This is a genomic window from Arenibacter certesii DSM 19833 (genome assembly GCF_000429545.1).
In the GTDB taxonomy this organism is placed as follows: domain Bacteria; phylum Bacteroidota; class Bacteroidia; order Flavobacteriales; family Flavobacteriaceae; genus Arenibacter; species Arenibacter certesii.
The window spans coordinates 73,035-99,150 of record NZ_AUCB01000015.1 but is presented as its reverse complement, the minus strand read 5'-3'; the positions used below and the strand labels follow the sequence as shown (position 1 = coordinate 99,150).

The window sequence follows — 26,116 nt, the reverse complement described above, 5'->3', positions numbered from 1 at the left end:
TTATCATTCATTAAGTAAAATGTAGAACTATATGAAAGTTTTTAAACCTGCTTTGGCGTTTATCGTCTTGGCATTTGTTATCGGATGCGGTAGCGCCAAAATTGAAGAAGAGGTGATTTTAAATCCCCATTTACATACTAATTCGGAAGTTAAGCCACAGCGTTTGGTTCCTGCGACAAAAATGAATAAGGATCAAGTTTTGGTTTTTACAAAGACCAACGGTTTTCGGCATGGCTCCATTGAAAAAGGGGTAGCTACCTTGGTAAAATTGGGAGTAGCCAATAATTTCCAAGTAACACAGACAGAAGATTCCCTTCAATTTAATACTGCTAATCTTAAAAAATATCAATTGGTCATATTTTTGAACACTACAATGGATGTTTTGGGCGATGCCGAGGAGGCTGCCTTTGAAGGATATATTCGTAGCGGGGGAAATTACATGGGTATTCACGCTGCTGCTGATACAGAATATGAGTGGCCGTGGTATGGCAAGCTAGTAGGTGCTTATTTTATTAGTCACCCCAAACAGCAAGATGCAGTAATTGAGGTAGTAGATCAGAACCATCCAGCTACCGAGCATTTGGCGGAGACTTGGACTCATTTTGACGAATGGTATAATTTTAAGGATATTAATCCAGACATAAATGTATTGATGAAGTTGGACGAGAGTAGTTATACAGGAGGTGAAAATGGGGACAATCACCCTATAGCCTGGTACCATGAATATGATGGGGGAAGGGCTTTTTATACGGGCTTAGGCCACACTGATGAAGCATACGATGACTTAAACTTCAGGCAGCACCTTGTGGGTGGTATAGAATACTGCTTAGGTAGAAAACAGGTGCCTAACTAATTGTAGAAAAGGAATAGGTAGGACTTGTTCTTTCCTTTTTTTTAAATAACCACCAATCTTTTAAAATAGTCCTATCCACTAAAGAATACTAAATAGTTTTAGTCTTCTTTTGGATGGGATTTTTTTATACGATTAAGATGTCAGTCAACAATCCCAAAACCTTTCATATCTTTACATATTGCTAAGCATGGAGCTTACCCAATAAAGGGGTTTGTCTTAACAGACCTTTTTAAAAGAATGTAGGAAATCTAAAGGAATCAACATGAAAATTGCCATTTTACAGCCATCCGATGTAAACGATAGTATTGCACAACAAGCTAAAGATTTATTTTCCCAGTTAAATGCTTCCATAGAGCAGGTGAATCTTGCGGAAATTTTTAAACCAGAGAACGATATCACCTTCGCCTACTGTATGGACAAGGATAAGTTGGTGGGTATGGCACTTATGTGTGCATATACGGTAGTGTCTGGGTATAAGGGCTGGGTAGAAGATGTAGTTGTGGATAAAGCCTATCGCGGTCAGGGATTAGGTCGTAAGTTGATGGAGAAATTGGTGGATGAAGGTAAGAAGAAAGGACTATCAGAAATTTTACTTTTTAGTAATGATAAGCGAGTGGAGGCTATTACGCTCTATAAAAGTATAGGTTTTAACAAAAAGGAAAGTGGTCTATATGTACTAAAGACAAACTAGCACATTTCATAGAGAATATTTATTTTATTGAGTATATAAGTCATCACTTGCTCTTTTGTAAGCGGTGGCTTTTCTATTTTAGCTATAATTCTCGACTTGGTATTTCTTCAGTTTCTTCCTTTATGAAGAATAAGCTACCTCTATACCCCCTAGTCTTTGTTATGGTTAGTTTTGGAACTTAAAAAATTAGAAAGGAGATTTTGCTTAAGCAAGACAAATTTTGATTGGAATTCGATAAAATTCCGTTGGTTATTTTCTATTATACGGATTATATTGCTGTTAGTTTAATATTGCGATGAAACAATCACGGTTTAAATATGTGTTGGAAGGAGGTCTGTTTTATATTCCGCAATTCACTTAATCAGCACAGCCAATCTTGTTAAGGTAATTGTTGAGCTAATCCTAAGTCCAACACTTGGGGTATTTAGCATTTCGACTTTAAAAATTATGTAATCATGGAGAAAAAAAAACCAACCAAAGCCGACGCTTCCCGTCGTTCATTCATTAAAAAGGGGGCTATGGCTTCCTCAATTTTTATCGTACCCAGATTTGTACTGGGTGGAGTAGGCTACACGGCCCCTAGCGACCGCTTAAATTTAGCTGCAATTGGTTCTGGAGGAAAAGGGTCTAGTGATATTCGCAATGCTTCGGTTGGAGGAAGGGAAAACGTAGTTGCCCTTTGTGATGTAGACTTCTCTGGATCGGCCACTAGGTCAGTAGCGCTATTTCCAAAAGCGAAATTATATGCGGATTATAGGGAAATGTTAGATAAAGAAAAGGGAATTGATGCGGTGACCATTTCTACTCCAGACCATGTTCATGGTCCGGCAGCAGTGTACGCTATGCAGCGTGGTATCCATGTTTATGTGCAAAAGCCAATGACCCATAATATTCGGGAAGCTAGGATGCTTACCGAAATGGCTAGGGACAAAAAGATTGTGACCCAAATGGGAAATCAGGGTGGCTCTAATCCACTTCTGGGAATGGTTCAGAAATGGATAGATTCTGGAGTGTTGGGTAAAATAGCTAAAGTACAGGTATGGACCAATCGTCCGGTTTGGCCGCAAGGAGGTGCCATGCCACAGCCAGATCCAAGCTCCAAGCCTAATGCCCTTAATTGGGATCTTTGGTTAGGTCCAGCAGCATTAAAGCCTTATACCCCAAATATGCATCCCTTTGGATGGCGTGGATGGTGGGATTATGGTACTGGTGCCCTTGGCGATGTGGGATGTCATTTAATTGATATTCCATTCCGTACCCTCGGACTAAAATATCCAACTGATGCAGAATGCAGTGTTGGTGCAGTGTATACAGATATGTGGAATCCGGACTATCACCCAGAAGGATGCCCAGCTTCCTCGTTTATAACCTTGCATTTTGCTGCTACCGAAAAAAGCGGCTCTCCCATAGAAATGACTTGGAGCGATGGGGGAATTAGGCCTTCGCATCCCGAGATTATCCCCGCTGATCACGAAATTGGTGGTGACGGAAGTCGGAATGGCGTTCTGATTATTGGTGAAAATGGGATTATCTCTACCAATATCAATGACAGCTCCCCATTAATGCCAAAGTTATATTTAAATGATGGCACTACCGATTTTGGTCCAGAAGTAGAGACCAGTGATGAACCAGAATATGGACATCAACGTTTGTGGGTAGATGCATGTAAGGCAGGTTTTGGAAGTCCAGCGCATTTAGGGCTAACATCTTCCTTTGATTACGCGGGACCTATGACAGAGACAGTATTAATGGGTAATTTAGCTATAAGAAGTTACTTATTGAGAAAGGAGAATGAAAAAGGAAAAATGGAATTCTATGCCCGAAAAAAACTATTGTGGGATGGAGAAAACATGCGAATTACTAATCAGGAAGAGGCAAATCAGTTTGTAACCAGAATCTATAGAGACGGTTTTGTAGTTTAATTTCAAATATTCAATCTTTGAAACACCTTCGCTGCTATTTAAAATTTAGCAGGGTAGGTGTTTTTCTTTATAATAGTCTAACAGGTAAATGCTATCGCTAGAAGTGATATTGTATTATATTTGCTCCCAAAAAAATTGACTATATGAAATATGTATTAATTGCACTTGGGCTTATTCTTTTTATCTCCTGTGGCAAGGATGAGCAATCCAATTTTGTTGCCGAGAACGATGCAGAAATCATTGCGTACATCGACAAAAACAATTTACAAGCGGAAAAAAGTCCTAGCGGACTCTATTATGTAATTGATGAAGAAGGTAATGGGGATCGCCCTGTAGCGTCTTCTACGGTTACTGTTGCTTATAAAGGCTACTATACCAATGGTAAGGTATTTGATCAAAGTGATGCAAAAGGAATTTCTTTTCCGCTACAACGAGTTATTAGTGGCTGGACAGAAGGTATTCAATATTTTAAGGAAGGTGGTAGTGGTATGCTATTAGTGCCCTCACATCTTGGGTATGGAAGTGGTAATTATAATGGCATACCCGGAGGGTCCGTCCTTATTTTTGATGTCCATCTCATTTCCATCAATAAGGAAAATTAATATTTAGATCTTAGAATTAAAGATCACTATCTGACCATTTACAAGAACCAGCCCTTAGGGTTGGTTTTTGTTTTTAGGCAGTTTTTATCTTCAATAGGATAACTTATATACTTTAATGTATATTTAATAACTTACAAGGTCTAGATTAGACGGATGATTATTACCTATTGGAATCTCAATTCTGTTGTGCTGTTTGTTGCAATATGTGGCGTGGGTAATTTAAGAGAGGTTACGATAAGGGATAATAGATTTATTTTAATTTATAGTTAAAATTCATTTCTAAATTGGTCTGCTCGGTATGCATTAAAGAGATGGCAAAGTGCACTTTTAGTTAGTATATGCCAATCATTTAATAAAGGTTATATGGATGTAATTAGGCTTTTTCTTTTTACGATATTTTTTCTTGGCTTTGGAAATCTTTCTGCTCAGGAGGTGGATGAAATGGTGTGGTGGAATCCTTCTAATTCCGACTTTCCAGTAGTGGAGGGTCAAGCTTGGAACAATTATGAGATAGGTACTTATAATCGCTTACCAAATAAAGCTGAGGGAGTGGTAAGACCTGCGGTTTGGAATCTTTCAAAAAATGCAGCCGGACTCTCCATTCGGTTTTGGAGCGATGCCAAAGCTATTGTAGTGCGGTACGGAGTTAAGGGAAGTCTTGCTATGCCCCACATGCCCGCTACTGGCGTAAGCGGTGTAGATCTTTATGCAAAGAACAGCGATGGGGAGCGTTATTGGTACAGAGGGCGCTATTCTTTTGGGGATACCATTCAGTACCAGTTTAGCAATATAAACCCTAAAGAAAATTATCATGATAAGGGTAGGGAGTATAAATTGTACCTACCGTTATATAATGATGTTGAATGGTTAGAAATTGGGGTGCCTTCCGAAGCCTATTTACGACCATTGCCACTGCGACAAGAGCAGCCGATTGTGGTGTATGGCACTTCTATAGCACAAGGAGGTTGTGCTTCGAGGCCGGGTATGGCATGGACATCTATTTTAGAACGTCAAATGGATAGGCCCTTAGTTAATTTGGGATTTTCTGGCAATGGGAGGTTAGAACCTGAAATAATAGATATGATAACGGAGATTGATGCTAAAGTGGTGGTGTTGGAATGTCTTCCTAATTTAGTGGCTACGAAAGATCGAAACTTAGAGGATGTGTTAAAACTGATGAATGATGCGGTAATACAAATTAGAGTGAAAAGACCCAATGTGCCTATTCTTCTTGTTGAGCACGGTGGTTATTCGGACGGACTTGTTGATGCTGATCGTAAATCAGCGTATGAAAATTTAAATAAGATGGCCAAAGAAGCCATTGGTCAATTACAAGAAGCAGGAGTTTGCAACGTTCATTTGTTGAGTAAGGATGATATTAATTTATCTATGGAAAGCTTTGTGGATGGTACCCATCCTACGGACTTGGGGATGATGGAGTATGCTCTGGCTTATGAGAAAAAGTTGCGTGGAATACTGAATGAACCAGTTGGTATAAATTCTACTGCCAAGCCCGTTACGCAAGCTAGGGAGCCTGGAATGTATCCTTGGGAAGAACGGCATCAAACCTTACTGAGGTTAAATAAGGAGAATCCACCAAAAATATGTTTTCTTGGGAACAGTATTGTCCACTACTGGGGAGGACAGCCAAAAGCTCCAATAAGTAATGGTGCCGACTCCTGGGAAGACAACTTTGGAGATGTAAAGACTCGAAATTTTGGATTTGGTTGGGACAGAATAGAAAATTTGCTGTGGCGAGTTTATCAGGGAGAGTTAGATGGTTTTGAAGCTGAGCAAATTGTACTTATGATTGGCACCAATAACCTGCATCTTAATTCGGATGAAGAAATTATAGCTGGATTGGAGTTTTTGGTAAAGGCAATTCAGCAAAGACAGCCTAAAGCAAAATTATTGTTGGTAGGTTTACTTCCTAGAGCAAAGAAGGAACCGCGTATTAAAAATTTAAATGTAGAAGTTGCTAGGATGGCGAAATCCAATGCCTTAGCCTATGCAGACGTAGGGAAAGTGCTGCTACAAAAAGATCAGAAGATAAATGCGTCCCTTTTCTCTGATGGTCTTCATCCAAATGCCAAAGGGTATGCCCTTTTGGGCCAAGAAATCCGTAAATACCTTACGTCAGACCACGGTAATAAATAGGTTGTTGCGTCCTAATAGAGGTAGTAGACTCTATTTAAAATACCGAAAAGTATATACTCGCTTATCTATAATCTATTGAGGCACTACCCTGGCAACCATAATCCCAGTATTGTTTTTTACGCCCTTTAAATAGTCAGTCAAGGGAAGTGTGGTAACTTCTACCTCCATAGACCCAGTGGAAGCGTGCAGCAAATGTATCCTTCCATCCGCTTCCCTAGTGGCAATTCCCGTATGGGTAATATCTAACCCTTTTATTGAAGTAGTCATGGCAATGATATCCCCAGTCTTGATTAAATGTTCGTTTTCTTCAATGTTATCTTGGGGAAGAATACAAATAGGTTGGTCTTTTAAAAACTGTTCGGATTCTTTAATTTTCTTAAAGTTTTCGGCATCTTTTAAAAAAGGGTAAAGATGGCGGTTTGTACTCATAAAATTAATCTCTTTACTGCTTTCTGCTCCTCCAATCTCCGAGGTAATATCTTTTATTATTCCCTTAGCCTCATTATTGGCGAACCATTCAGAATAGTAGTGCAGCCTAGAGGCATATCCGTCTAATACGCCATCTCTATACCGAATGGTCTCTAATTGTTCTATATAAGTATTGAAGTCGGACTGGCCCAGCTCTAGCATGCGACTAAACGCCAATACGTTTTCTACAAAGGTGGTGCAATCTAGGCCTTGTAGGTTAATTACAAGAGATTCTTTTTCTCCTATTTCTAATGTCTTTGCAACATAAGGTATTCCTATAAATGATTTTCCTACGGCCACTACAGTTTTCCCAAGGTCATTGGATTTAAGATTGGAAATGCGCTTTATTTTAGACTCAAAAGCCTTCCGATCCTGCAGGGAACAAATAATGTCCTGAGCAAATCCTACTTGTGAAACATGGAATAGGGTTGCCAATAATAAAAACCCTCTGATTTGGACAAGCTTCTTAAAATTTAAAAATAACATATGTTTTTTACGAAATTCGTTTTTATTCTGCCTATTCGCTGTATTGGTAGATGGCATTACTTAGAATAGGGGTAGTTCAAAAATACAAAATCAATTGGCTTAGTTCATATTTTTAATTCCTAAAGTTGGAAGTGCAGATCTAATAGTGCTCCTCATGTCTAAGGAGTGGTGTGTTTGTGAGTTGATTATCGATTTTCCATAGTTGGAATGAATTAAATAAATGCCAATTGGTTTATAGATTGCATAAATTGGTATAAGTGACTGGAAAATAGGACTATGCATTCTAAGTTGGCAGTAATACGTGAAGTGGTATTTGCGCTTTTTTTTTGAAAAACATATGCTTCAAATTAAATGGTCATATTGTTTTATGTGCAAATAGGCGTAAAAGGTCTTTTCAAGAAGAATAAAATAATGAAGAAATTGCTGAGTGAAGGATTATAGAATCAACTTCCTCTATAGTCGAATTGAGAAGAATTACGGTGTTTTAAATTCTAATTCCTTTACAAAGGTTATTTTTGTAAAACTATAAATTATTAGCAGTTTTTATAATGAAAGGAGTTTTGTTGGTGAACCTGGGATCTCCCGATAGTCCCACCCCAAAAGATGTTAAGCCGTATCTGGATGAATTTTTAATGGATGAACGGGTTATCGATGTCCCTTTATGGTGGCGGACAATCCTTGTGCGTGGGATAATATTGAGGACTAGACCTAAAAAATCTGCAGAGGCCTATCAGAAAATATGGTGGGAAGAAGGATCGCCATTGGTGGTAATTTCGGAGCGGTTTACCGAAAAGGTAAAGGAATTAGCTGAAATTCCAGTGGCTTTGGGGATGCGATATGGAAAAATGAGTATTAAAAATGGACTTCAAGAATTAAAAGAACAAGAGGTAACCGATGTTTTATTAGTGCCTTTGTATCCTCATTACGCCATGTCTTCTTATGAAACTGTGGTGGTAAAGGCAATGGAGGATAAGGATCAGTATTTTCCTGAAATGAAGATAACTACCCTTCCTGCTTTTTACGGGAATCCGGACTATATAAATTTATTGAGTAAAAGTATTACGAATGGATTAAAGGACTTTGACTATGATCATCTCCTATTTTCCTATCACGGTATTCCTGAAAGACAGATATTTAAAAAGGATCCAACACAATTTCATTGTAAATTGGATGAGCAGTGTTGTACCACCAATTCTGTTGCTCATACCACTTGTTATAGACACCAATGCTTTGCTATGACAGAAAAAGTTAAACAAAATCTAGGGCTTTCGGATGCTATGATAACTATCTCCTTTCAATCCAGATTGCTTAATGATCCTTGGTTAAAACCGTATACGGACTTCGAATTCGAGAGATTAGGAAAAGAAGGGGTTAAACGTTTGGCGGTGATAACACCTGCATTTGTTGCGGATTGTTTAGAAACTTTAGAAGAAATAGCCATGGAGGGCGAAGAACAATTTAAGTCGGCCGGTGGCGAAGGCTACAAGTATATTCCATGTCTTAATGACAGCCCGGAGTGGGTGGAATTAATGGTGGATTGGATTCGTAATTGGCAACTAAAAGAAACACTTCCCGCTTAATATGTCTAAGGTTTCGGCAGAACAACTTGGGAATGAGCCTATAGGAAAGCTCCTTATAAAACAAGCGGTACCAGCCTCCATTGGAATTTTGGTAATGTCGCTCAATGTCCTTGTTGATTCAATTTTTGTTGGAAATTGGATAGGCTCTATCGCCATAGCCGCAATTAATGTTGTTCTGCCGGTATCTTTCTTTATTGGTGCCTTGGGGATGGCTATCGGGATAGGGGGGTCTAGTATAATCTCTCGTGCCTTAGGATCCAATGATCATAAAAAAGCCGTCAAAACTTTTGGGAACCAAATAGCACTTACCTTGCTGGTAACGGTAGCCATGGTATTCCTTGGGCTATATTATACCGATAGTCTTATTCCTGCTTTTGGTGGGAAGGGCGCTATTTTTGAGCCAGCAAAAGTATACTATACCATAGTGCTTTACGGAGTGCCATTCTTGGCGCTTTGTATGATGGGGAACACCGTAATCCGGGCTGAAGGGAAACCTAAGTTTGCCATGAATGCCATGATTATCCCCTCGGTGGGGAACTTACTGATGGATTATGTGTTTATCTATGTCTTTGATTGGGGAATGGAAGGGGCTGCCTGGGCAACTACCATTGGGTATATATTGTGTTTTGCTTATATACTTTACTTTTTTCTTTCCCAAAATTCCGAATTAAAACTCAATTGGTCTCATTTAGGTTTTAATGGGGCTATTCTAAAGGAAATTGGCGCATTAGGCTTTGTAACCTTGTCTAGGCAAGCAGTGGTTAGTGTAATCTACCTTTTAATGAACAATATTCTGTTCAACTTAGGAGGGGAGGCTATGGTAGCAGTCTATGCCATAATAGGGCGAATGTTGATGTTTGCACTCTTCCCTGTCTTTGGCGTAACGCAAGGGTTTTTACCCATTGCAGGATTTAATTATGGGGCACAAAAATTCGATAGGGTGAAAGAATCCATTAGTACCGCAATTAAATACGCTGCCATCTTGGCTACTATTGTGTTTATAGGGCTTATGATATTCCCAACTGAAATTGCCGGACTCTTTTTGAGCTCTAGACCCGATATTTCCGCAGAGGAATTAGCTATGAATACCTTTGTTTTGGAACATACTCCTATGGCAATGAGATTGGTCTTTGCTGCCACTCCTATTATAGCCCTACAATTAATTGGGGCTGCCTATTTTCAGGCAATTGGTAAGGCCGTACCCGCATTATTGCTTACTTTGAGCCGACAGGGATTCTTTTTTATACCGCTCATTTTAATTTTGCCCACTTATTTAGGGGAATTAGGAGTTTGGATCTCTTTCCCTATTGCAGATGTATTGGCTACACTGGTTACCGGTTATTTTTTAAGGAAAGAGGTAAGAAAAACATTGGTAGTCCCTAGAGACCTACAGAAAGATGCTCAATAATAAATCAAATCTCAGTAATCAATAAGATTAGTTTTTAAAACCCTGGTCTCTTATCTTTACGCTGCAAATGTAACTCCATGACCGACTACTACAATTATATTAAAGCGTTGCATCTTATTTTTGTGATTACCTGGTTTGCAGGCTTGTTCTATATTCCACGGTTATTCATCTATCATATAGAGGCTAATGAAAAGTCGTCACCTGAAAGAGAGATTTTAACTGGGCAGTTGAAATTGATGACTAAGCGTTTATGGTTCATAATCACCTGGCCATCAGCAATCTTAGCTACCCTCTTTGCCGTGTGGTTGTTGCTTTTGTTTCCAACTTGGCTGCAACAACCTTGGATGCATATAAAATTAGTATTTGTGTTGCTTCTTATCGCCTACCATCTAAAAAACCATCAGATGTTTAGGCAATTACAACGCGATGAGGTAAAATATACCTCCAAATTTATGCGCATATGGAATGAAGGGGCCACATTGATCCTCTTTGCAATTGTCTTTCTAGTTATTTTAAAGGGCACGTTCAATTGGATTTTTGGGGTAGCTGGTATAATTGTACTAGGAGTACTCCTTATGTTGGGAATTAGACTGTACAAGAGAATAAGGGAAAAAAATCCCGATGCATAGTTCCTCTTACCCAAAACGTCTGCGTTTGGTGTGATAATTGCTATATTTAAAGACTAAAATATATTTCCCTTGCTTAGAGCCATTTCCTTGAGAAGCCGTATTATCATTTCCATGATATTTTTGGTGGTCATTGCCTTTATCTTGATCGCCGCGGTTACCATATATCAGTACAGCGAGCAAAATAGAGATTATCATGCTGAGCGAATGGAACGTAAGGAGGATCAGATAAAACAAAGTATTGATCTTACCCTGCAAAAAACCACTTATCCTGTAACAACGGAAAACTTACCCAATATTTTTAAGGATGATATCTATGAAATTGCACTTGTACAAAATATTAATTTTAATATTTATGACCTAAAAGGGCAACTTCTTAAAAGTTCCCGACCTAGGTTTGAGGTAGATTCTATCTCCAAGTTCATGGATCCGGATATTCTTAATCGTCTAGAAACTAGTACTACAAAAAGAATTGTGGAGCTAAAGACAGTGGCAGGCTTTAAATACCAAGCTTCATATACCTTTATTACGGACAATAAATTTAAACCTATCGGTATATTAAATTTACCCTATTTTGAAGATAGTTCATTTAATGACAAGGAGTTAAGGGAGATTTTAATTCGACTTACAGGTGCCTACTTGCTGGTGTTATTGTTGGCAATTGTCCTTGCTTATTTCATATCTATATACATTACTAGACCCTTGCAGACTATCTCTGATAGACTAAACCAAACGAATATTGCTAAAAGAAATGAAAAGATTATCCTAAAAAATCCCAGTGAGGAGATGGGGAAATTAATAGCATCGTATAATGCGATGATTGACGAGCTTGAAATAAGTGCGGCGAAATTGGCTAAAGGAGAAAGGGAGCAGGCATGGCGTGAGATGGCTAAGCAGGTAGCCCATGAAATTAAGAATCCATTGACCCCCATGAGGCTAGGAGTTCAAAGTTTTGAAAGAAAATTTGATCCCACTGATCCCGATATTGCCAATAAGGTGGCAGAATACTCCAAAACGCTTATCCAGCAAATAGATACCTTGAGTAATATAGCTTCAGCATTCTCTAGTTTTGCCCAAATGCCGGCCCAACAAAATGAAACCTTAAACGTGGTCAATATCGTTAAGTTGGCTGTAGATATTTTTAATGAAAATTATATAGAATTCTCTTCAGAAGAAAAGGAGATTGTCTCTGTCTTAGACCGGACCCAGCTGATTAGAGTGGTCACCAACTTGGTGAAGAATGCTATTCAAGCGGTAAGTGGACAAGAAATACCTCGAGTCTTAGTTACCGTTTCAAAAGAAAAGGATTGGGTGTGTATTAGGATATGTGACAATGGTGTAGGGATTAGGGAAGAAGTAAAGGACAGGATATTTGAGCCTAAGTTCACCACTAAGAATAGTGGAATGGGTCTGGGGCTTGGAATGGTTAAGAATATCGTGGAGACCTATAGAGGTAGTATTGAGTTTGAATCCCATCCAGATACTGGAACAATATTTACTGTAAAGTTTCCTATAGCTTCCAATTAATACTTTTTTATAGCTGTTATGCGTTGTAGATCACCAGAATATTTTGGCAGTAGGTTTATAACACCTATTTTAATTAAATATTAATTGCTTTTAAATACGTAAGAGATGAAATTCGAGAACATTTTAATCAGTAGAAAGTTGGCCATAGCTACGGTGACCATTAATAGACCTTCCAAGCTAAATGCTTTAAATAAGGTTACCATAAAAGAGCTACACGATGCTTTAAAGGATTTGGACAAGGATAAAAGTTGTAGAGTAATTATTTTGACTGGGAGCGGTGAAAAAGCATTTGTTGCAGGTGCTGATATTGCCGAATTTGCAAATTACTCCACAAAAGAGGGAGGTAAATTAGCATCTAACGGGCACAAACAATTGTTTTCCTATATAGAGAAAATGAACACTCCCGTTATCGCGGCCGTTAATGGTTATGCATTGGGCGGCGGCCTCGAGCTAGCCATGGCATGTCACTATAGAGTGGCCAGTCATAATGCTCGTATGGGGCTCCCAGAGGTTTCGCTTGGGCTTATTCCCGGATATGGAGGTACACAGCGTCTACCCCAATTAATAGGCAGAGGACGGGCTATGGAGATGATTCTCGGTGGAGGAATGATAGATGCTGCCAAGGCGCAAGAATTTGGATTGGTGAACCATGTAGTGGAGCAAGAACACCTAATGGACCTCGCTATAAAACTAGCAACAGAAATGTGCCAAAATTCGCCTAAAGCTATCGGTTATGCAATAAAAGCGATAAATGCAGGTTTTAATCATAATGAAAATGGATATGAAGCCGAGATAGAGGCTTTTGGAAAATGTTTTGGCACTTCCGATTTTAAGGAAGGTACTACAGCATTTTTAGAAAAGAGAAAGCCAGATTTTTCAGATATGTAATAATCAAACACAAATATATGGCTCCACTAAAGTCCTGCTTAACAGCAGTTTTTTGTTCTTTATTCTTTTTATTAGAGGCACAGAAACTGCCAGTAGACTACAACTTTGGTGATAAATATCATGATCGGTACAAATATTCTAATCTCTTGGATATTGCCGAGGATGGAATGGGCGGTTCCATATTGGTGCGCTCCTATTACGCGGGAATAATTCTTAAGCCTAAAGGATTTTATATAGAGCATTACAATAAAGACCTAGAGTTAATTGCCGAATATAATTACAAATTAAAGGGTCTCGATTTTATAAATGCGTTTGTGAAAAATGGTCAATTAAATCTGTTGCTATTAAATTACAATCTGTCCAAGGGCGCATATGATTATGAGGTGCACCGGAGTCCCATTGAAAACTATACATTTACCTCCCAAACCATTCTTTCCATTCCCTCACATCGTGTTTCCGATCCTTTAGATCATAATTATTACAATAGAAATTTCAACCAGGGGTTTACAACTGCTACATTTTTTAATTCGGATGAATCTGCTTTTGTGATCAGTACCCATTTTAAAGAGGGGAAACAGGAAAAACATATGCTTTATATATTTAATTCTACTTTAAATAAATTGATGGAGCACGATTTTTCTATGGAGTTGGAGGAGAAGAACTATGCTTTTGAAAACCTGGTTACTACTAAAAAATTAGCAGAGGTGTATTTGGTTGGGAAAGCCTACTTTAAAAAGAAACGTTTTGCAGCAACGGACCGAAAGTTTCAGTATGAACTTTTAAAGATGTCCAAAGATGGAGCAATGCTCCAGGTTTTTGATGATAGCGATAGGTTTCCGGAATCTTTAAAACCGATAATTATACAAGATAAACTGATTTGTGTAGGTTTTTATGCCGATAGAAAAGACAATAGGTACAATGGCCTGGCTTATTTTGACCTAGATCCGAATAACTTAGCCATCAATACCAAGAAGTACAATCCTTTTTCCCAGCAGTTTATGGAAGATAAGTTTGGGAAGAGAGATAATAGCGAAATAAAAAACCTAGTATTTAAAGACCTTAGCCTCACACCGGATAATGCCATTCTTTTTAACGCAGAGGAGTATTTTGTAACCTCTGGAGTAACGGCAGATCCTTCTGGAACAAGAATAAAAACCAATAGGTATCATTATAATGATATTGTAAGTGCTAAACTAAGCGTAGCCGGAGATATGGTTTGGGCAAGAAACATAAATAAAACGGAAGTAACCCAAGGAGATGGAGCCTATGCTTCCTATAGTTCCGTAACCAAAGGGGATAATACGTACTATCTAATTAGCACGGCTGCAGAAACTCCCCAATTAATAAGTGGAGAACGACTCTTTTTTAAACAGGGATTTAGTAGAAATAGAAATGTTTTTATGATCATGTTGGACAAGGATGGTAAGATCAGTTACGAGAAGATGATAGACGGTTATGAAGCCCGACTCCCCTTAATGGTGTCTATGCCACTTATTGATAACAACGATAAGAGCATGCTATATTATGCTAAGAGCGGATCTAGGAAACAATTGGTAAAGGTGCAGGTGGGGGTTGGCGCTTTACCTTAACATTGCGCCTTAAAAAATCAAAAATAAGTTTAACATAATTTCCATACGATACAGGGTGAAATTCCATAAATTTGGAATAAATCCAAATTCGTGAACACTAAGGATATTATTAAAGGGCGTGGGGCCCAACAAAACACCACTAATCGCTTTTCAGAATTTTCCAGTGAACTACGGGATGATTTCCTTGAATTCTGTCGCCTAGAGGAAGATGAGGCCGATTCCAATAAGACCCTATACCTCCCCATATTTCCCAAAACCATTGTTAATAAGGTAGATAGCCCAGATGTGGGAATGACCTATTCCCTAAACCCGTATCAGGGTTGTGAACATGGCTGTATCTATTGCTATGCCCGTAATTCCCATGAGTATTGGGGATATAGTGCTGGACTTGATTTTGAAAGAAAGATTTTGATTAAAAAAGAAGCCCCAAAATTATTGGAGGCAAAACTGAAAAGTAAGAACTGGAAGGCAACCACTATCGTACTTTCGGGCAATACGGACTGTTACCAACCTGCAGAACGGAAATTTGAAATAACCAGGGCCTGTTTGGAAGTCTTCTTAAAATACCGGCACCCTGTAGGTATCATAACTAAAAATGCCTTGGTCTTGAGGGATTTGGATATCCTTACCCAGCTTGCAAAGGACAATCTGATCGGGGTAAATGTGTCCGTAACCACCCTATCTGAAAACACTAGAAGAATCTTGGAACCGAGGACGGCTTCCATAAAAAAGCGCTTGGAGACCATTCGAATTTTATCTGAACACCATATTCCCGTGAATGCGATGCTTGCCCCCATTATCCCGGGTATAAATAGTCATGAGATACTACCATTAGCAAAAGCCGTTGCTGATAACGGTGCGCTTTCCATAGGTTTTACTGTAGTCCGTCTGAACGGCGCCATAGGAGGCCTTTTTGAAGATTGGATACGTAAGACGCTACCCGACAGGGCAGACAAGGTGCTTAATCAGATTAAGGAGTGCCATGGCGGATCCTTAAATGACAGTAGGTTTGGTATCCGGAGTCGCGGGGAAGGTAAAATTGCACAACAGATTCATGAGATGATGCATTTGGCCAAGAGAAGGTATTTTAAGGATAAAGTTTTCCCAAAGCTGAACACGTCCCTTCATCACCAATATAAAGACGGCCAATTAGATTTGTTTGATCAATTTTGATGCCTCCCTTTTCGTTATTAAGTACAAGGCTCAAATCTTAATCCGCTTTATCTTTCTAAGCTATTGTATTAGGTCACATTACAGTGAAAGAAGACATTAATCAACTTTTATATGGACCTTTGTAAGGTTTGTTTAAAAATGCCGACTCATAGGGTTGTGATGAATTTTAAGATCGACAAGTATACTTGTTGGTATAATTATAAAATAAGTGAATATGGAGATTAGTATTTGGTCGGACATAAGATGTCCGTTTTGTTATATTGGAAAAAGAAGGTTTGAGGAAGCTTTAGGCAAATTCGAACATGCAGATAAGGTAAATGTGGTTTGGAAGAGCTTTGAACTAGATCCTAATTTGCAGACGCGTACCGATATTGGTGCTATTGATCATTTTTGCGAGTCCAAGGGCGTTGGCCGGGAGCAAGCGATGCAAATGTTTAACGGAGCGGCACAAATGGCTAAAGAAGTAGGAATTGATTTTAAATTGGACCAATCGGTACCTGCAAATTCCTTAAAAGCACATAGACTGATGCATTATGCGCAATCTAAAGACAAAAGCGGCGACATAAAGGAAGCTTTGTTTAATGCTCATTTGGTAGCTGGAAAAAATATAGATGATATAGATTTCTTGGTAGAGTTGGCCAGTGCTAATGGACTAAATGGAGAAGAAGTACGTACCATGTTACAATCTGAAGATTTCACCTATGAGGTAAGGCAAGACCAAATGGAGGCACGTAACTTGGGTGTAAGTGGGGTGCCCTTTTTTGTATTGAACAGTAAGTATGGAGTATCGGGAGCCCAACCTACTGAAGTGTTTTTAGATACCTTGGAAAAAGCATGGGAGAATCATTTGGAGGAAGTACAACAAGTGGAAACTGGTGGTTCTTGTGATATAGACGGGAACTGCTAAAAGTTGCGACCTGTTCTAAAGTTATTAATCCCCATTCTAAAGTTTTAGAATGGGGGTTTTTTTGTGGAACATTATAGGTGTTTATCTTATTTCTAAATCTTTTGTGTCAGCCAATGATCATCTACCAACCTAGAATTGCAATATAGAGGGTACCCACTACTATTAAAGCACCAAAAATATACCCAACCCATCTTCCCGTAGCTTTGGAACCCCTAAAGAAGGTAATGACTAGTTTCACCAAGGTGTTGCTTAGGGTGGAAGCAATAATGACAAGGGTAGAAAGTTGTAACGCATTTCCATCCAAACCAAATTTTGCCATGCTTATAGTGATTGCAGTGGTATCTGCCAATCCCGCAATTAGGGCAGAGTAGTAAAGTCCGCTTTCGCCAAAATACATATTACCATAATGAACGGCATATAGAATAATAACATAAATAACAGCAAAACTAAGCGCGTTTAAAATGTCTAATGGATTTCCTAAATCAATTTCCGTATCTGCCTTTTGTGCCCCTTTTTTAATTAATAGTATGCTGGGGATAAGGCAAATTAAAGTGAGAAGGGTTAAAGGAAAGATCAGATAATTAATAATTTCTGAATTAAAGATGGTCGCAAGCAAGGCTAAACGAGGAAACATAATAGCCGATGCGATGATAATACCCGCACTATACTCTCGGGACAGATTGCGGTTTTCCTTACTTCTGGCGGCATAGTCCCAAGTTACTGCAGTGCTGGAAATGAGTCCGCCTAAAATTGCAGTTAACAGGATTCCCTTTCTTGACCCTACAAATTTTACTAGAAAATACCCTATAAAGTTTAAGAAGGAAACGATTACGACAATAGAACCAATCTCAAACGGATTCAGTAAATCATTGGCTCCATAATTTATATTGGGTAAGAAAGGCAATATAAGCAGGGCGAGAATAACAAATTTTATAAAAGCGAAAAGTTCTTGGTGAGTAATATTTTTTATAATAGTTCTAAAGGTTGTTTTTAAAGAGAGTAGCGTAACCACAATGACCGCTGTTGCAACAGAATCCCTATATAATTCTTCAGAGACCATTAACCCTAGTACAAAGGCTGTAATCAATGCAAGATTCGTAGTAACTCCCAAGGCAACTTCTACTCTTGATTTAATTACTTGGCCAATGCCAAGAAATAAGATTAAAGACCCAAAACCTACAATGGGCAACCATAGTGAGAAGGCTTCCGTTAAATTGCCTAGTACGAAGCCTAGTAGAGTAACTATTGGAAAAGTTCTAATACCGGCAAAGCCGGCTTCATCTTTAATTTTGTCATATTCGCGTTCTAAACCTAGAATTAAACCAATGGCCAAACTGATCAGAACGCCCAACATATAAGGCCCTATTAGCTCATTTAAATACGCTTCTGTTTGCATTTTTTATCTATTGCGAATAGTACGTACTAAAATATACTTTTCTACCCTAACTCCCAACCTTGCCTATAGGTTCCTTTTACCCACTCATTTGCTTTATCAAAATTGGTTACCCTCATGTTTTCTCCGTCCCAAAGTATTTTTCTTCGTCCTGGATATTCAAAGGGATCCCAATCTCCAGCTTTTTTACCGGGCTTGTAATTTTTAAACTGAAAAGCCCTGATAGCTAAGTTGCCCATCAATACGGCTTCAGTAAGTGGTCCAGCGCGTTTAAAATCGGATGAAGTTTCAGTGCCGTTTAAACAAGCTTCTACAAAATTACGCTGGTGACCGTTTATATCGTCTTCTATTCGTTTTAAATAGGGTTTTGGAGCATTTAATAATTCCATGGTAGAGGAAGGAACCAATCTAGGGTTTCTAGAATAGGTATCGCATATTAATACGCCACGCGTGCCATAAAAAATAGATCCTCCTCCCGTATCCCCAATACGTTCGCCGTCTTTTAGACTATCTGGCAAATCGGGCAGGAGGCCTCCATCATACCAGTTCAGTGCTATCTCTCCGTGTTCTTGAGTTTTAAATTTGAGTCGTACTATAGAAGAGGAGGGGCAGGACTGATTATAGTCGGCCTCCACAAAATCATCTACCCAATTAGTAGTACAGCTGGCCTCTGCTTCTGTTGGGTAGCCTAAGTCTAGTACGCTAAAGGGGGTTTCCATTATGTGGCATCCCATATCACCTAGTGCACCTGTGCCAAAATCCCACCATCCGCGCCATTTAAAAGGTAAATAGGTATGATTGTAATCACGCATGGCAGCAACACCTATCCAGAGGTCCCAATCCAACTCTTTTGGGATTTTATTTTTCACTATGGGAGCGGGAATCCCTTGTGGCCATACAGGGCGGTTGGTCCAACAATCTACCTTGTATACTTTCCCTATAATTCCAGAATCTACCCACTCTCTAGCTTCCCTACTTCCATCACTAGATGCTCCTTGATTCCCCATTTGGGTAACAATGCCATTTTCCTTTGCCACCCGAGTTAAAAGTCGGGCTTCATTAATATTATGGGTAAGTGGTTTTTCTATGTACGCATGTTTTTTGGCCCTCATAAACGGCAGAGCAATACTGGCATGCATGTGGTCTGGAGTGGCTACCATAATGGCATCAATTTGGTTCAGATGCTCCTCATAGACCTTTCTGTAATCTTTAAAACGTTTTGCTTCGGGATATTCCTTGTAGGAAATGGCTGCACTTCTATCATCCACATCACAAAAGGTAACAAATTTCACCTTTTTGGTATTATGCAATCCTTTTATTACATCAAAACCTCTACCACCAACACCAAAAGCTCCTATATATAGGGTATCACTGGGAGGGATATGGTTTTTCCCTAAAACAAAGCTAGGAACAATTGAAAAGGCAGCTGAAGTAGCTGCAACGTTCTTAATAAATTTTCTTCTTTGCATTTTTCGTCGGTTTTAGGGAATTGAAGTATAAGGTACAAAAAAAATGGCCCTAAAATCCTTACGATTATGAAGTTATCTTATTTAATGGATTAGGCGTTACCGTTCCATTCCATATAAAACTGCTCTAAATATTGGAGCATAAATTGGTGTCTTTCTTCTGCTAATCGCTTTCCGCTAGCAGTATTCATTTTGTCTTTTAATAGCAGTAGTTTTTCGTAAAAGTGGTTTAGGGTAGGAGCATTGGATTTTTTGTACTCCTCTTTACTCATTTTCAGGTTGGGAGCAAGTTCGGGATTGTACATTTCCCTGTTTTTAAAACCGCCATAATTAAAAGCGCGGGCAATACCTATAGCCCCAATGGCATCTAGCCGGTCGGCATCCTGTACAATCATCAATTCCTTAGAGGAAAAAGACTTTTCAGGATCTAGGCTAGAAGAGAAGGATATATTCAGAATAATTTTTACTACATGATCAATAACCTTTTCCTCCACAGATAAGGATTTTAGAAATTCTTTTGCCAGTGTTGGTCCTATAGATTCGTCCCCATCATTAAACTTGGCATCGGCAATATCGTGCAATAACGCGGCTAAGCTGACTACTAATGCATCTGCTTCCTCCTCCTTTGCTATTAGTAAAGAATTTCTAAAGACCCGCTGTATATGGAACCAATCGTGACCTCCCTCAGCGCCATGAAGAGTTTCTTTTACAAAGGCAATAGTTTCCTTAACAATTTCGGTATTGGTCATTTCAGTCAAGATATATGTTGGGTTATAGTGTGCTCTACCTCTTCAATAAGGTCATCTATATTGTTAGTAATCTCCATAGGTTTGTGCACTTCTATGGTAATATGGTTTCCAAGGCCATAAGGGAATTTTCCATATTTCAACATCTTCCAGGAGTTGTTAATACTGATTGGTACAATTAACGCAGAGGGTGCTTTTTTCATAAGCATTTTTAAACCGGTGGTATGAAACTTTTTGGGTACGCCCGTTTTGCTTCTAGTGCCTTCTGGAAAAATTACAGCTGAACGGTTAGTTTCTTCAATATAGCTACCCAGTTTTGCAATTTGCGTTATGGATTGTCTACTATCTTTTCTGTTGATAAGGACAGAGCCACCATGTCTTAAATTATAGGATACACTGGGGATACCCTTGCCCAATTCCATTTTACTGACAAACTTGGGGTGGTGTTTTCTCATAAACCAGATGATGGGAGGAATATCGTGCATGCTCTGGTGGTTTAAAACAAAAATGGCAGGTCTGTTAGTATCACCACTATGGGTGTTTTTAAAAGAATAGGTAGTGCCTAGGATGTGGGTACATCTAAGTAGACACAGGTTTAACAGCGCCACGCTTTTTCTATGGGCCTCATAACCAAACCAATTAAAACAGATCCACTGAATTGGATGAAACACTAATAGTGTAGCTCCAAAAAGGACTAAATAGAGGATGGATAAGGGATATGCGACTATCTTTTGCATCTGACAAAAATAAAAAACCGCCTTATTACAAAGCGGTTTTAAATCAAAAATCTTTTTTGGGACTCAAGAAAGACCTATTGGATTAACAAAATTCGTTATACGCTTCCATTAAGTTCTCTGCGATTACTTCTGCAGGGCGACCTTCAATATGGTGACGCTCTATCATGTGGACCAATTCCCCATCCTTAAACAAAGCCATACTAGGCGAAGAAGGAGGAAATGGAATCATTAAATCTCTGGCAGCATCTACTGCTTCAGTGTCTACACCAGCAAATACGGTAACCAATTGGCTAGGTTTTTTAGCATTCTTAAGGCTCATTTTTGCTGCTGGTCTAGCATTGGCCGCGGCGCAACCACAAACAGAATTCACTACTACTAAAATAGTGCCCTCTTTCTTTATTGCGTCTTCTACTGCCTCAGCTGTATATAGTTCTTCAAAACCGGCACTTGCCAGGTCTTGTCTCATCGGTTTTACTAATTCTGCAGGATACATATATATTATTTTTGTGTAATTATTAATAAGTTTTCCAAAGATAACCAATTTAGTGCATTCCAATAGAACACCTTAACTTTTCATTAGACCTTCTTTTCTATGTTAAAATTATATCTTTGCTCAAATTTGATAGAAGATGATAAAATGGTTTGCCGCTATATTGGGGTATTATTTGTTTAGGTTCCCCGGAGCCATACTAGGATTTTTTATAGGAAGTTTTATAGATGGCGCTAAAAGTAGAGGTGGCACAGGTGCTGGTTCTGTCTTTAGGGATATCACCAACCAATCTGTATCCCCAGCAGATTTTGAGCTAAATTTATTATCGCTCTGTTCTATTGTAATCAAAGCCGATGGTGTTGTTAGTCCACGGGAAATGGAATATGTTCAACAGTACTTTGTGGGTACTTATGGAAAAGAGAAAGCCAATGCTATTTTTAGAACTTTTAATGAAGTAGTTAAGAAAAGGGAAGTTTCTGCGGAAAAGATTTGTACTTATTTAAACCAGCGTACCCGTTATGAGGTGAGATTACAATTATTGCATTTCCTTTTTGGAATTGCTCAAGCCGATGGGACTGTCCGTCAGGCAGAAATTGATAAAATAAGGGAAATAGCTGGTTATTTTAGGGTGAGCAAGATCGATTTTGAAAGCATTAAGGCTATGTTTATCAAATCGGCTGACAATGCCTATAAGATCTTAGAAATTGATAGGTCAGCCACAGACGAGGAAATTAAAAAAGCCTACAGGAGAATGGCAAAGAAATATCATCCAGACAGGGTGAATACGGAGAACGAAGCTATTAAAAGAGGAGCCGAGGAGAAATTTAAGGAGGTGCAGAAGGCTTATGAGGCCGTGCAAAAGGAAAGAGGCTTGTAATTAATTCCTAGCCCACCATCATGGTCAAATTTTATTTGTCTATATAAAATACTGCGGGTTATTTACCTATTGCTGCTGTTGGAGTATTTTTACTTGCAAAGTGAGTTTTAAAGGTAATGAAGCATGAGTCGTTCTAAAAACGACATTTGCCCTTAACTACTTTAAGGGCCTGCAATAAGGTAATTGAATGGAAATAATACCATTTTAGGCCATTTCATCCGAATATTACCTAATCTTATACGGTACCCTGCAATACTACTGCCCACCACTACGTTTCCTTGGTGGTAATTGTATTAAACTTAACGGTAATAAAAATCTGGAATTCATAAATTGTATTAATTTTGATTGTGGTAAAGATTAGTACGTCCAGTAACTCAGGGGATTTCCTTAATTTTCACTGCATTTGCAATAAATATGGAAATTTTAGTTTCTGAACCCTAATTTTAAGGAATTTAATTTAAGTCGATAAAATAACAGATGAAGGAACGCAAGCAAGAAAAATACGATAGAGCGTATTTGCGTATGGCGAGTGAATGGGGGAAACTCTCCTATTGCAAACGAAAACAAGTGGGTGCGATTATTGTTAAGGATAGGATGATTATTTCCGATGGATATAATGGTACACCCACAGGGTTTGAGAATACATGTGAGGATGAAGCGGGGTATACTAAATGGTATGTACTGCATGCCGAAGCTAATGCTATCTCTAAGGTTGCCTCCTCTACGCAATCTTGCGAAGGGGCTACCTTATATATTACTTTATCTCCTTGTAAGGAATGCAGTAAATTAATTCATCAATCTGGCATAAAACGTGTAGTATATCAGAAGGACTACAAAGACGATTCCGGGCTCCAATTTTTAGAAAAAGCGGGGGTAGATCTTATTCAAATGCCAGAGATCGTAAATATAGAGTAAGGCTTATAAAAAAATAATGAAGAGCAAATACACCTACATATGGCCTACAGTAATTGCCTTGGCTTTGGCCATTGGTATTTTTATTGGTGGAAAACTGCACTTTAAAGATTCGGAGAATAAGCTTTTCACCAAAAATTCCAAGAAGGAAAAGCTCAACAGACTGATAGATTATATAGATTATGAGTATGTGGATGAAATTAATACCGATAGCATTGTAGATGTTACGGTGAACAATATTCTAGAAAAATTGGATCCCCATTCTGTCTATATCCCCAAAAGTGAAATGGAAAAGGTTTCAGAGAGTATGAAGGGGGACTTTGTAGGCATTGGAGTGAATTTTTATATGTATAAGGATACTATTTCCGTGATAAGGACCATTGAGAATGGCCCAAGCTATCTTAAGGGATTAAAGCAAGGAGACCGGATTTTAATGGCTGATGGAGATACCTTATTTGGTTCGGACATTCCTAATGATGAGGTGATTAAAAAACTGAAAGGAGAAAAGGGGAGTGCGGTAAAGCTACAGGTGTATAGAAAAAATGGAAACAAACTCTTCAATGTGGTAGTAAATCGGGATGTAGTGCCTATAAAGAGTGTTGAATCCTACTGTATGCTTACTCCGGATATGGGCTATATAAAGGTAAATCGGTTTGCAGAGTCAACCTATAAAGAATTTAAAAAGGCCCTACGAAAGTTGGAATCATTGGGGGCCACAAAATTAACGCTAGATCTTAGGGATAATCCAGGTGGCTATTTGGGAATTGCAGAACAAATGGCGGATGAATTTCTGTCCGACGGCAAAATGATATTGTACACCAAAAATAAAAGGGGTAAAGTAGACAAGGTATTTGCCACCAAGAAAGGGGATTTTGAAAATAAACCAGTGTACGTGTTGATCAATGAAAAATCTGCGTCGGCCAGTGAAATTATTGCGGGCTCTTTGCAAGACAACGATTTAGGGACCATTGTGGGGCGGAGGTCTTTTGGGAAAGGCCTAGTGCAACGAGAGATGGATCTTGGCGATGGATCTGCAGTGAGGTTAACGGTATCTAGGTATTACACACCTACTGGTAGGTCTATTCAAAAATCGTATGAAAATGGGAATAGGGATTACTACCAGAAATTTATGGACCGTTACCATAATGGTGAGCTGCTGTCCGTAGATAGTATAAAGGTGGCCGATTCGCTAAAATTTAGGACGCCAAAAGGTAAAATTGTCTATGGTGGCGGGGGAATTATCCCAGATGTTTTTGTACCCATTGGTTCCAATGAGTCCGAGGCGATTGAGGCTATGAATCTTCGCTTTATACCTCATTTTGTGTTTACCTATTTGGATGATCAAAGGGCTTATTACGAACAATTTGATAAGAAAGATTTTATTGAAAATTATACCGTAGATGATATCCTTTTTGAGAGTTTCGTAAAGTATTCCTCCAATAAAATTAGATTGAATTTTTATGCTTTTGAGGATAAGATTAAGCTCTATCTAAAAGCTGCTCTTGCAGAACAATTGTTCGACGCCAATGCCCATGCTCAAATTAAAAGTGGCGCCGATGATATGATACAAAAAGTATTAGAACTGGATCAGGAAAACAGTAATCGAATCGATTTGAGTACTAGGGTGCTAGGCCAGGAACCATTGTAGAAAAAATGATGGGCATACCGTAAACAGGAAGGCAAGCTCCCAACTTAGAGCAGTTTTGAATTTTGGAGAAAGGGCTTATTATTCTTTCATTTTCTTCTCTATCTTCTTAGATGTAGCGTAAATAAGGAGCAAGGCAACAGCACAAAGTGATGCCACTACACCAATTAATGCTATAATGCTATTTCCATCAAGAGGTGATTCAAAATTCACCAATGTAATGTTGTAAACAGTAAGGGCCAATCCCAAGACGATAAGTACTACAAGCAATATTTTGTTCATCAGATCAGTTTTCTAGCTATCCCTAAAATAATTCATTAATATTTGTGGTAAATAGTTTTACGGCAATGGCCAATAAAATCACACCAAATATTTTACGGATTACATTAAGTCCATTTTTACCTAAAATATTTTCTATTCTTTGAGAAGACTTCAACACAAAGTAAACAAAAATAACATTTATTACAATGGCGATTATTATATTTTCTACTCTATACTCCGCTCTAAGGGATAAAAGGGTGGTAACCGTTCCTGCTCCAGCGATTAAAGGAAATGCTATGGGAACAATAGAGGCGCTTTCTGGATGATCATCTCTATAAAGGGTGATTCCCAAAATCATTTCTATAGCCAGAAAGAAAATTACAAAAGCCCCGGCTACCGCAAAAGAGTTGACGTCAATTCCAATTAATTTTAATATTTCTTCCCCAACAAATAGAAAAGCAATCATAATCAAGGCAGAAACCAAGGAGGCTTTGCCAGATTCAATATGGCCCACCTTATTACGTAAGTTGATGATTATGGGGATGCTTCCTACAATATCGATAACGGCAAATAGGACCATACTGGCTGTTATAATCTCTCTAAGGTTAAAACTTATATCCATAAAAAACTGAGTGCTATTTAGTTCGCAAAACCTTATGGGATTTGGACGATGCAAATCTACATTTAATTCAGGCGAAATTATCCATGTAAA

General features: G+C 38.7%; 24 protein-coding genes. 16 read left to right on the top strand and 8 right to left on the bottom strand.

What is annotated here, in order from left to right:
• The first annotated feature begins 31 nt into the window (after positions 1-31).
• The 5 genes from G466_RS0109560 (at position 32) to G466_RS0109540 (ending at position 6,225) form a co-directional block, all read left to right on the top strand.
• Positions 32-853 carry a ThuA domain-containing protein gene (locus tag G466_RS0109560; protein WP_034235187.1) on the top strand — a complete coding sequence of 274 codons (822 nt, stop codon included), beginning with the start codon at positions 32-34 and terminating at the stop codon, positions 851-853.
• Between the two features lie 262 nt (positions 854-1,115).
• Entirely contained in the window at positions 1,116-1,544 is a 429-nt protein-coding gene (locus G466_RS0109555; RefSeq protein ID WP_026813461.1) for a GNAT family N-acetyltransferase, read from the top strand.
• A gap of 455 nt (positions 1,545-1,999) precedes the next feature.
• Positions 2,000-3,466, top strand: coding sequence for a Gfo/Idh/MocA family protein (locus tag G466_RS0109550; RefSeq protein ID WP_026813460.1), 1,467 nt, complete (start codon positions 2,000-2,002; stop codon positions 3,464-3,466).
• A gap of 143 nt (positions 3,467-3,609) precedes the next feature.
• Complete coding sequence (locus G466_RS0109545) at positions 3,610-4,068, top strand: FKBP-type peptidyl-prolyl cis-trans isomerase (RefSeq protein WP_026813459.1); 459 nt, start codon at positions 3,610-3,612, stop codon at positions 4,066-4,068.
• 363 nt (positions 4,069-4,431) lie between these two features.
• Positions 4,432-6,225 (top strand): SGNH/GDSL hydrolase family protein, encoded by a 1,794-nt coding sequence (locus tag G466_RS0109540; protein WP_051315593.1) that lies wholly within the window; start codon positions 4,432-4,434, stop codon positions 6,223-6,225.
• Positions 6,226-6,297: 72 nt separating this feature from the next.
• Here G466_RS0109540 and G466_RS0109535 read toward each other — a convergent pair whose 3' ends face one another.
• Positions 6,298-7,179, bottom strand: a complete 882-nt coding sequence (locus G466_RS0109535) for an N-acetylmuramoyl-L-alanine amidase-like domain-containing protein (protein ID WP_051315595.1) — start codon at positions 7,177-7,179, stop codon at positions 6,298-6,300.
• A 548-nt stretch (positions 7,180-7,727) separates the two neighbouring features.
• Between G466_RS0109535 and hemH the strand changes: the two genes are divergently transcribed.
• The 8 genes from hemH to G466_RS0109495 all read left to right on the top strand — a co-directional run bounded on the left by hemH (position 7,728) and on the right by G466_RS0109495 (position 16,877).
• Positions 7,728-8,759 carry a ferrochelatase gene (hemH, locus tag G466_RS0109530; protein ID WP_026813456.1) on the top strand — a complete coding sequence of 344 codons (1,032 nt, stop codon included), beginning with the start codon at positions 7,728-7,730 and terminating at the stop codon, positions 8,757-8,759.
• A 1-nt stretch (position 8,760) separates the two neighbouring features.
• Entirely contained in the window at positions 8,761-10,167 is a 1,407-nt protein-coding gene (locus tag G466_RS0109525) for an MATE family efflux transporter (protein ID WP_026813455.1), read from the top strand.
• Positions 10,168-10,244: 77 nt separating this feature from the next.
• Positions 10,245-10,796: a CopD family protein gene (locus G466_RS0109520; protein ID WP_026813454.1), complete on the top strand. Its 552-nt coding sequence runs from the start codon at positions 10,245-10,247 to the stop codon at positions 10,794-10,796.
• A gap of 111 nt (positions 10,797-10,907) precedes the next feature.
• Positions 10,908-12,320 (top strand): sensor histidine kinase, encoded by a 1,413-nt coding sequence (locus G466_RS0109515; protein WP_026813453.1) that lies wholly within the window; start codon positions 10,908-10,910, stop codon positions 12,318-12,320.
• Between the two features lie 105 nt (positions 12,321-12,425).
• Positions 12,426-13,208 (top strand): enoyl-CoA hydratase/isomerase family protein, encoded by a 783-nt coding sequence (locus tag G466_RS0109510; RefSeq protein ID WP_026813452.1) that lies wholly within the window; start codon positions 12,426-12,428, stop codon positions 13,206-13,208.
• Between the two features lie 17 nt (positions 13,209-13,225).
• Positions 13,226-14,797, top strand: coding sequence for a hypothetical protein (locus G466_RS0109505; protein WP_026813451.1), 1,572 nt, complete (start codon positions 13,226-13,228; stop codon positions 14,795-14,797).
• A 90-nt stretch (positions 14,798-14,887) separates the two neighbouring features.
• The gene (locus G466_RS0109500; RefSeq protein WP_026813450.1) at positions 14,888-15,970 is read left to right on the top strand and encodes a PA0069 family radical SAM protein; all 1,083 of its coding nucleotides are present in this window, start codon (positions 14,888-14,890) and stop codon (positions 15,968-15,970) included.
• Positions 15,971-16,184: 214 nt separating this feature from the next.
• Positions 16,185-16,877, top strand: a complete 693-nt coding sequence (locus tag G466_RS0109495; protein WP_026813449.1) for a DsbA family oxidoreductase — start codon at positions 16,185-16,187, stop codon at positions 16,875-16,877.
• 121 nt (positions 16,878-16,998) lie between these two features.
• Here G466_RS0109495 and G466_RS0109490 read toward each other — a convergent pair whose 3' ends face one another.
• The 5 genes from G466_RS0109490 to G466_RS0109470 all read right to left on the bottom strand — a co-directional run bounded on the left by G466_RS0109490 (position 16,999) and on the right by G466_RS0109470 (position 21,712).
• The gene (locus tag G466_RS0109490) at positions 16,999-18,273 is read right to left on the bottom strand and encodes an MgtC/SapB family protein (protein ID WP_026813448.1); all 1,275 of its coding nucleotides are present in this window, start codon (positions 18,271-18,273) and stop codon (positions 16,999-17,001) included.
• Positions 18,274-18,314: 41 nt separating this feature from the next.
• On the bottom strand, positions 18,315-19,739 hold the full coding sequence (locus G466_RS0109485) for a Gfo/Idh/MocA family protein (protein WP_026813447.1): 1,425 nt from the start codon (positions 19,737-19,739) through the stop codon (positions 18,315-18,317).
• Between the two features lie 89 nt (positions 19,740-19,828).
• Entirely contained in the window at positions 19,829-20,485 is a 657-nt protein-coding gene (locus tag G466_RS0109480) for an HD domain-containing protein (protein WP_026813446.1), read from the bottom strand.
• 5 nt (positions 20,486-20,490) lie between these two features.
• Positions 20,491-21,219 (bottom strand): lysophospholipid acyltransferase family protein, encoded by a 729-nt coding sequence (locus G466_RS0109475; RefSeq protein ID WP_026813445.1) that lies wholly within the window; start codon positions 21,217-21,219, stop codon positions 20,491-20,493.
• An 82-nt stretch (positions 21,220-21,301) separates the two neighbouring features.
• A complete protein-coding gene (locus G466_RS0109470) occupies positions 21,302-21,712 on the bottom strand; it encodes a BrxA/BrxB family bacilliredoxin (protein WP_026813444.1) in 411 nt (136 codons plus the stop codon).
• A gap of 136 nt (positions 21,713-21,848) precedes the next feature.
• Here G466_RS0109470 and G466_RS0109465 point away from each other — a divergent pair, with 136 nt between their 5' ends.
• The 3 genes from G466_RS0109465 (at position 21,849) to G466_RS0109455 (ending at position 25,146) form a co-directional block, all read left to right on the top strand.
• Positions 21,849-22,586 (top strand): TerB family tellurite resistance protein, encoded by a 738-nt coding sequence (locus G466_RS0109465; protein ID WP_026813443.1) that lies wholly within the window; start codon positions 21,849-21,851, stop codon positions 22,584-22,586.
• Positions 22,587-23,063: 477 nt separating this feature from the next.
• Positions 23,064-23,501: a deoxycytidylate deaminase gene (locus G466_RS0109460; protein WP_026813442.1), complete on the top strand. Its 438-nt coding sequence runs from the start codon at positions 23,064-23,066 to the stop codon at positions 23,499-23,501.
• Positions 23,502-23,517: 16 nt separating this feature from the next.
• Positions 23,518-25,146 carry a S41 family peptidase gene (locus tag G466_RS0109455; protein ID WP_026813441.1) on the top strand — a complete coding sequence of 543 codons (1,629 nt, stop codon included), beginning with the start codon at positions 23,518-23,520 and terminating at the stop codon, positions 25,144-25,146.
• A gap of 78 nt (positions 25,147-25,224) precedes the next feature.
• Here G466_RS0109455 and G466_RS0109450 read toward each other — a convergent pair whose 3' ends face one another.
• Together G466_RS0109450 and G466_RS0109445 are read right to left on the bottom strand one after the other, a co-directional pair.
• Positions 25,225-25,425 (bottom strand): hypothetical protein, encoded by a 201-nt coding sequence (locus G466_RS0109450; protein ID WP_026813440.1) that lies wholly within the window; start codon positions 25,423-25,425, stop codon positions 25,225-25,227.
• A 22-nt stretch (positions 25,426-25,447) separates the two neighbouring features.
• On the bottom strand, positions 25,448-26,026 hold the full coding sequence (locus tag G466_RS0109445; RefSeq protein ID WP_034235179.1) for a MarC family protein: 579 nt from the start codon (positions 26,024-26,026) through the stop codon (positions 25,448-25,450).
• Positions 26,027-26,116 lie beyond the last annotated feature (90 nt).

Coding starts and splice junctions, on each gene's coding strand:
- G466_RS0109515 (WP_026813453.1), top strand. CDS start 10,908: ATGATATTTTTGGTGGTCATTGCCTTTATCTTGATCGCCGCGGTTACC.
- G466_RS0109505 (WP_026813451.1), top strand. CDS start 13,226: ATGGCTCCACTAAAGTCCTGCTTAACAGCAGTTTTTTGTTCTTTATTC.
- G466_RS0109550 (WP_026813460.1), top strand. CDS start 2,000: ATGGAGAAAAAAAAACCAACCAAAGCCGACGCTTCCCGTCGTTCATTC.
- G466_RS0109470 (WP_026813444.1), bottom strand. CDS start 21,712: ATGTATCCTGCAGAATTAGTAAAACCGATGAGACAAGACCTGGCAAGT.
- G466_RS0109560 (WP_034235187.1), top strand. CDS start 32: ATGAAAGTTTTTAAACCTGCTTTGGCGTTTATCGTCTTGGCATTTGTT.
- G466_RS0109520 (WP_026813454.1), top strand. CDS start 10,245: ATGACCGACTACTACAATTATATTAAAGCGTTGCATCTTATTTTTGTG.
- G466_RS0109525 (WP_026813455.1), top strand. CDS start 8,761: ATGTCTAAGGTTTCGGCAGAACAACTTGGGAATGAGCCTATAGGAAAG.
- G466_RS0109445 (WP_034235179.1), bottom strand. CDS start 26,026: ATGGATATAAGTTTTAACCTTAGAGAGATTATAACAGCCAGTATGGTC.
- G466_RS0109540 (WP_051315593.1), top strand. CDS start 4,432: ATGGATGTAATTAGGCTTTTTCTTTTTACGATATTTTTTCTTGGCTTT.
- G466_RS0109465 (WP_026813443.1), top strand. CDS start 21,849: ATGATAAAATGGTTTGCCGCTATATTGGGGTATTATTTGTTTAGGTTC.
- G466_RS0109490 (WP_026813448.1), bottom strand. CDS start 18,273: ATGCAAACAGAAGCGTATTTAAATGAGCTAATAGGGCCTTATATGTTG.
- G466_RS0109475 (WP_026813445.1), bottom strand. CDS start 21,219: ATGCAAAAGATAGTCGCATATCCCTTATCCATCCTCTATTTAGTCCTT.
- G466_RS0109555 (WP_026813461.1), top strand. CDS start 1,116: ATGAAAATTGCCATTTTACAGCCATCCGATGTAAACGATAGTATTGCA.
- G466_RS0109545 (WP_026813459.1), top strand. CDS start 3,610: ATGAAATATGTATTAATTGCACTTGGGCTTATTCTTTTTATCTCCTGT.
- G466_RS0109485 (WP_026813447.1), bottom strand. CDS start 19,739: ATGCAAAGAAGAAAATTTATTAAGAACGTTGCAGCTACTTCAGCTGCC.
- hemH (WP_026813456.1), top strand. CDS start 7,728: ATGAAAGGAGTTTTGTTGGTGAACCTGGGATCTCCCGATAGTCCCACC.
- G466_RS0109480 (WP_026813446.1), bottom strand. CDS start 20,485: ATGACCAATACCGAAATTGTTAAGGAAACTATTGCCTTTGTAAAAGAA.
- G466_RS0109510 (WP_026813452.1), top strand. CDS start 12,426: ATGAAATTCGAGAACATTTTAATCAGTAGAAAGTTGGCCATAGCTACG.
- G466_RS0109535 (WP_051315595.1), bottom strand. CDS start 7,179: ATGTTATTTTTAAATTTTAAGAAGCTTGTCCAAATCAGAGGGTTTTTA.
- G466_RS0109450 (WP_026813440.1), bottom strand. CDS start 25,425: ATGAACAAAATATTGCTTGTAGTACTTATCGTCTTGGGATTGGCCCTT.
- G466_RS0109455 (WP_026813441.1), top strand. CDS start 23,518: ATGAAGAGCAAATACACCTACATATGGCCTACAGTAATTGCCTTGGCT.
- G466_RS0109495 (WP_026813449.1), top strand. CDS start 16,185: ATGGAGATTAGTATTTGGTCGGACATAAGATGTCCGTTTTGTTATATT.
- G466_RS0109460 (WP_026813442.1), top strand. CDS start 23,064: ATGAAGGAACGCAAGCAAGAAAAATACGATAGAGCGTATTTGCGTATG.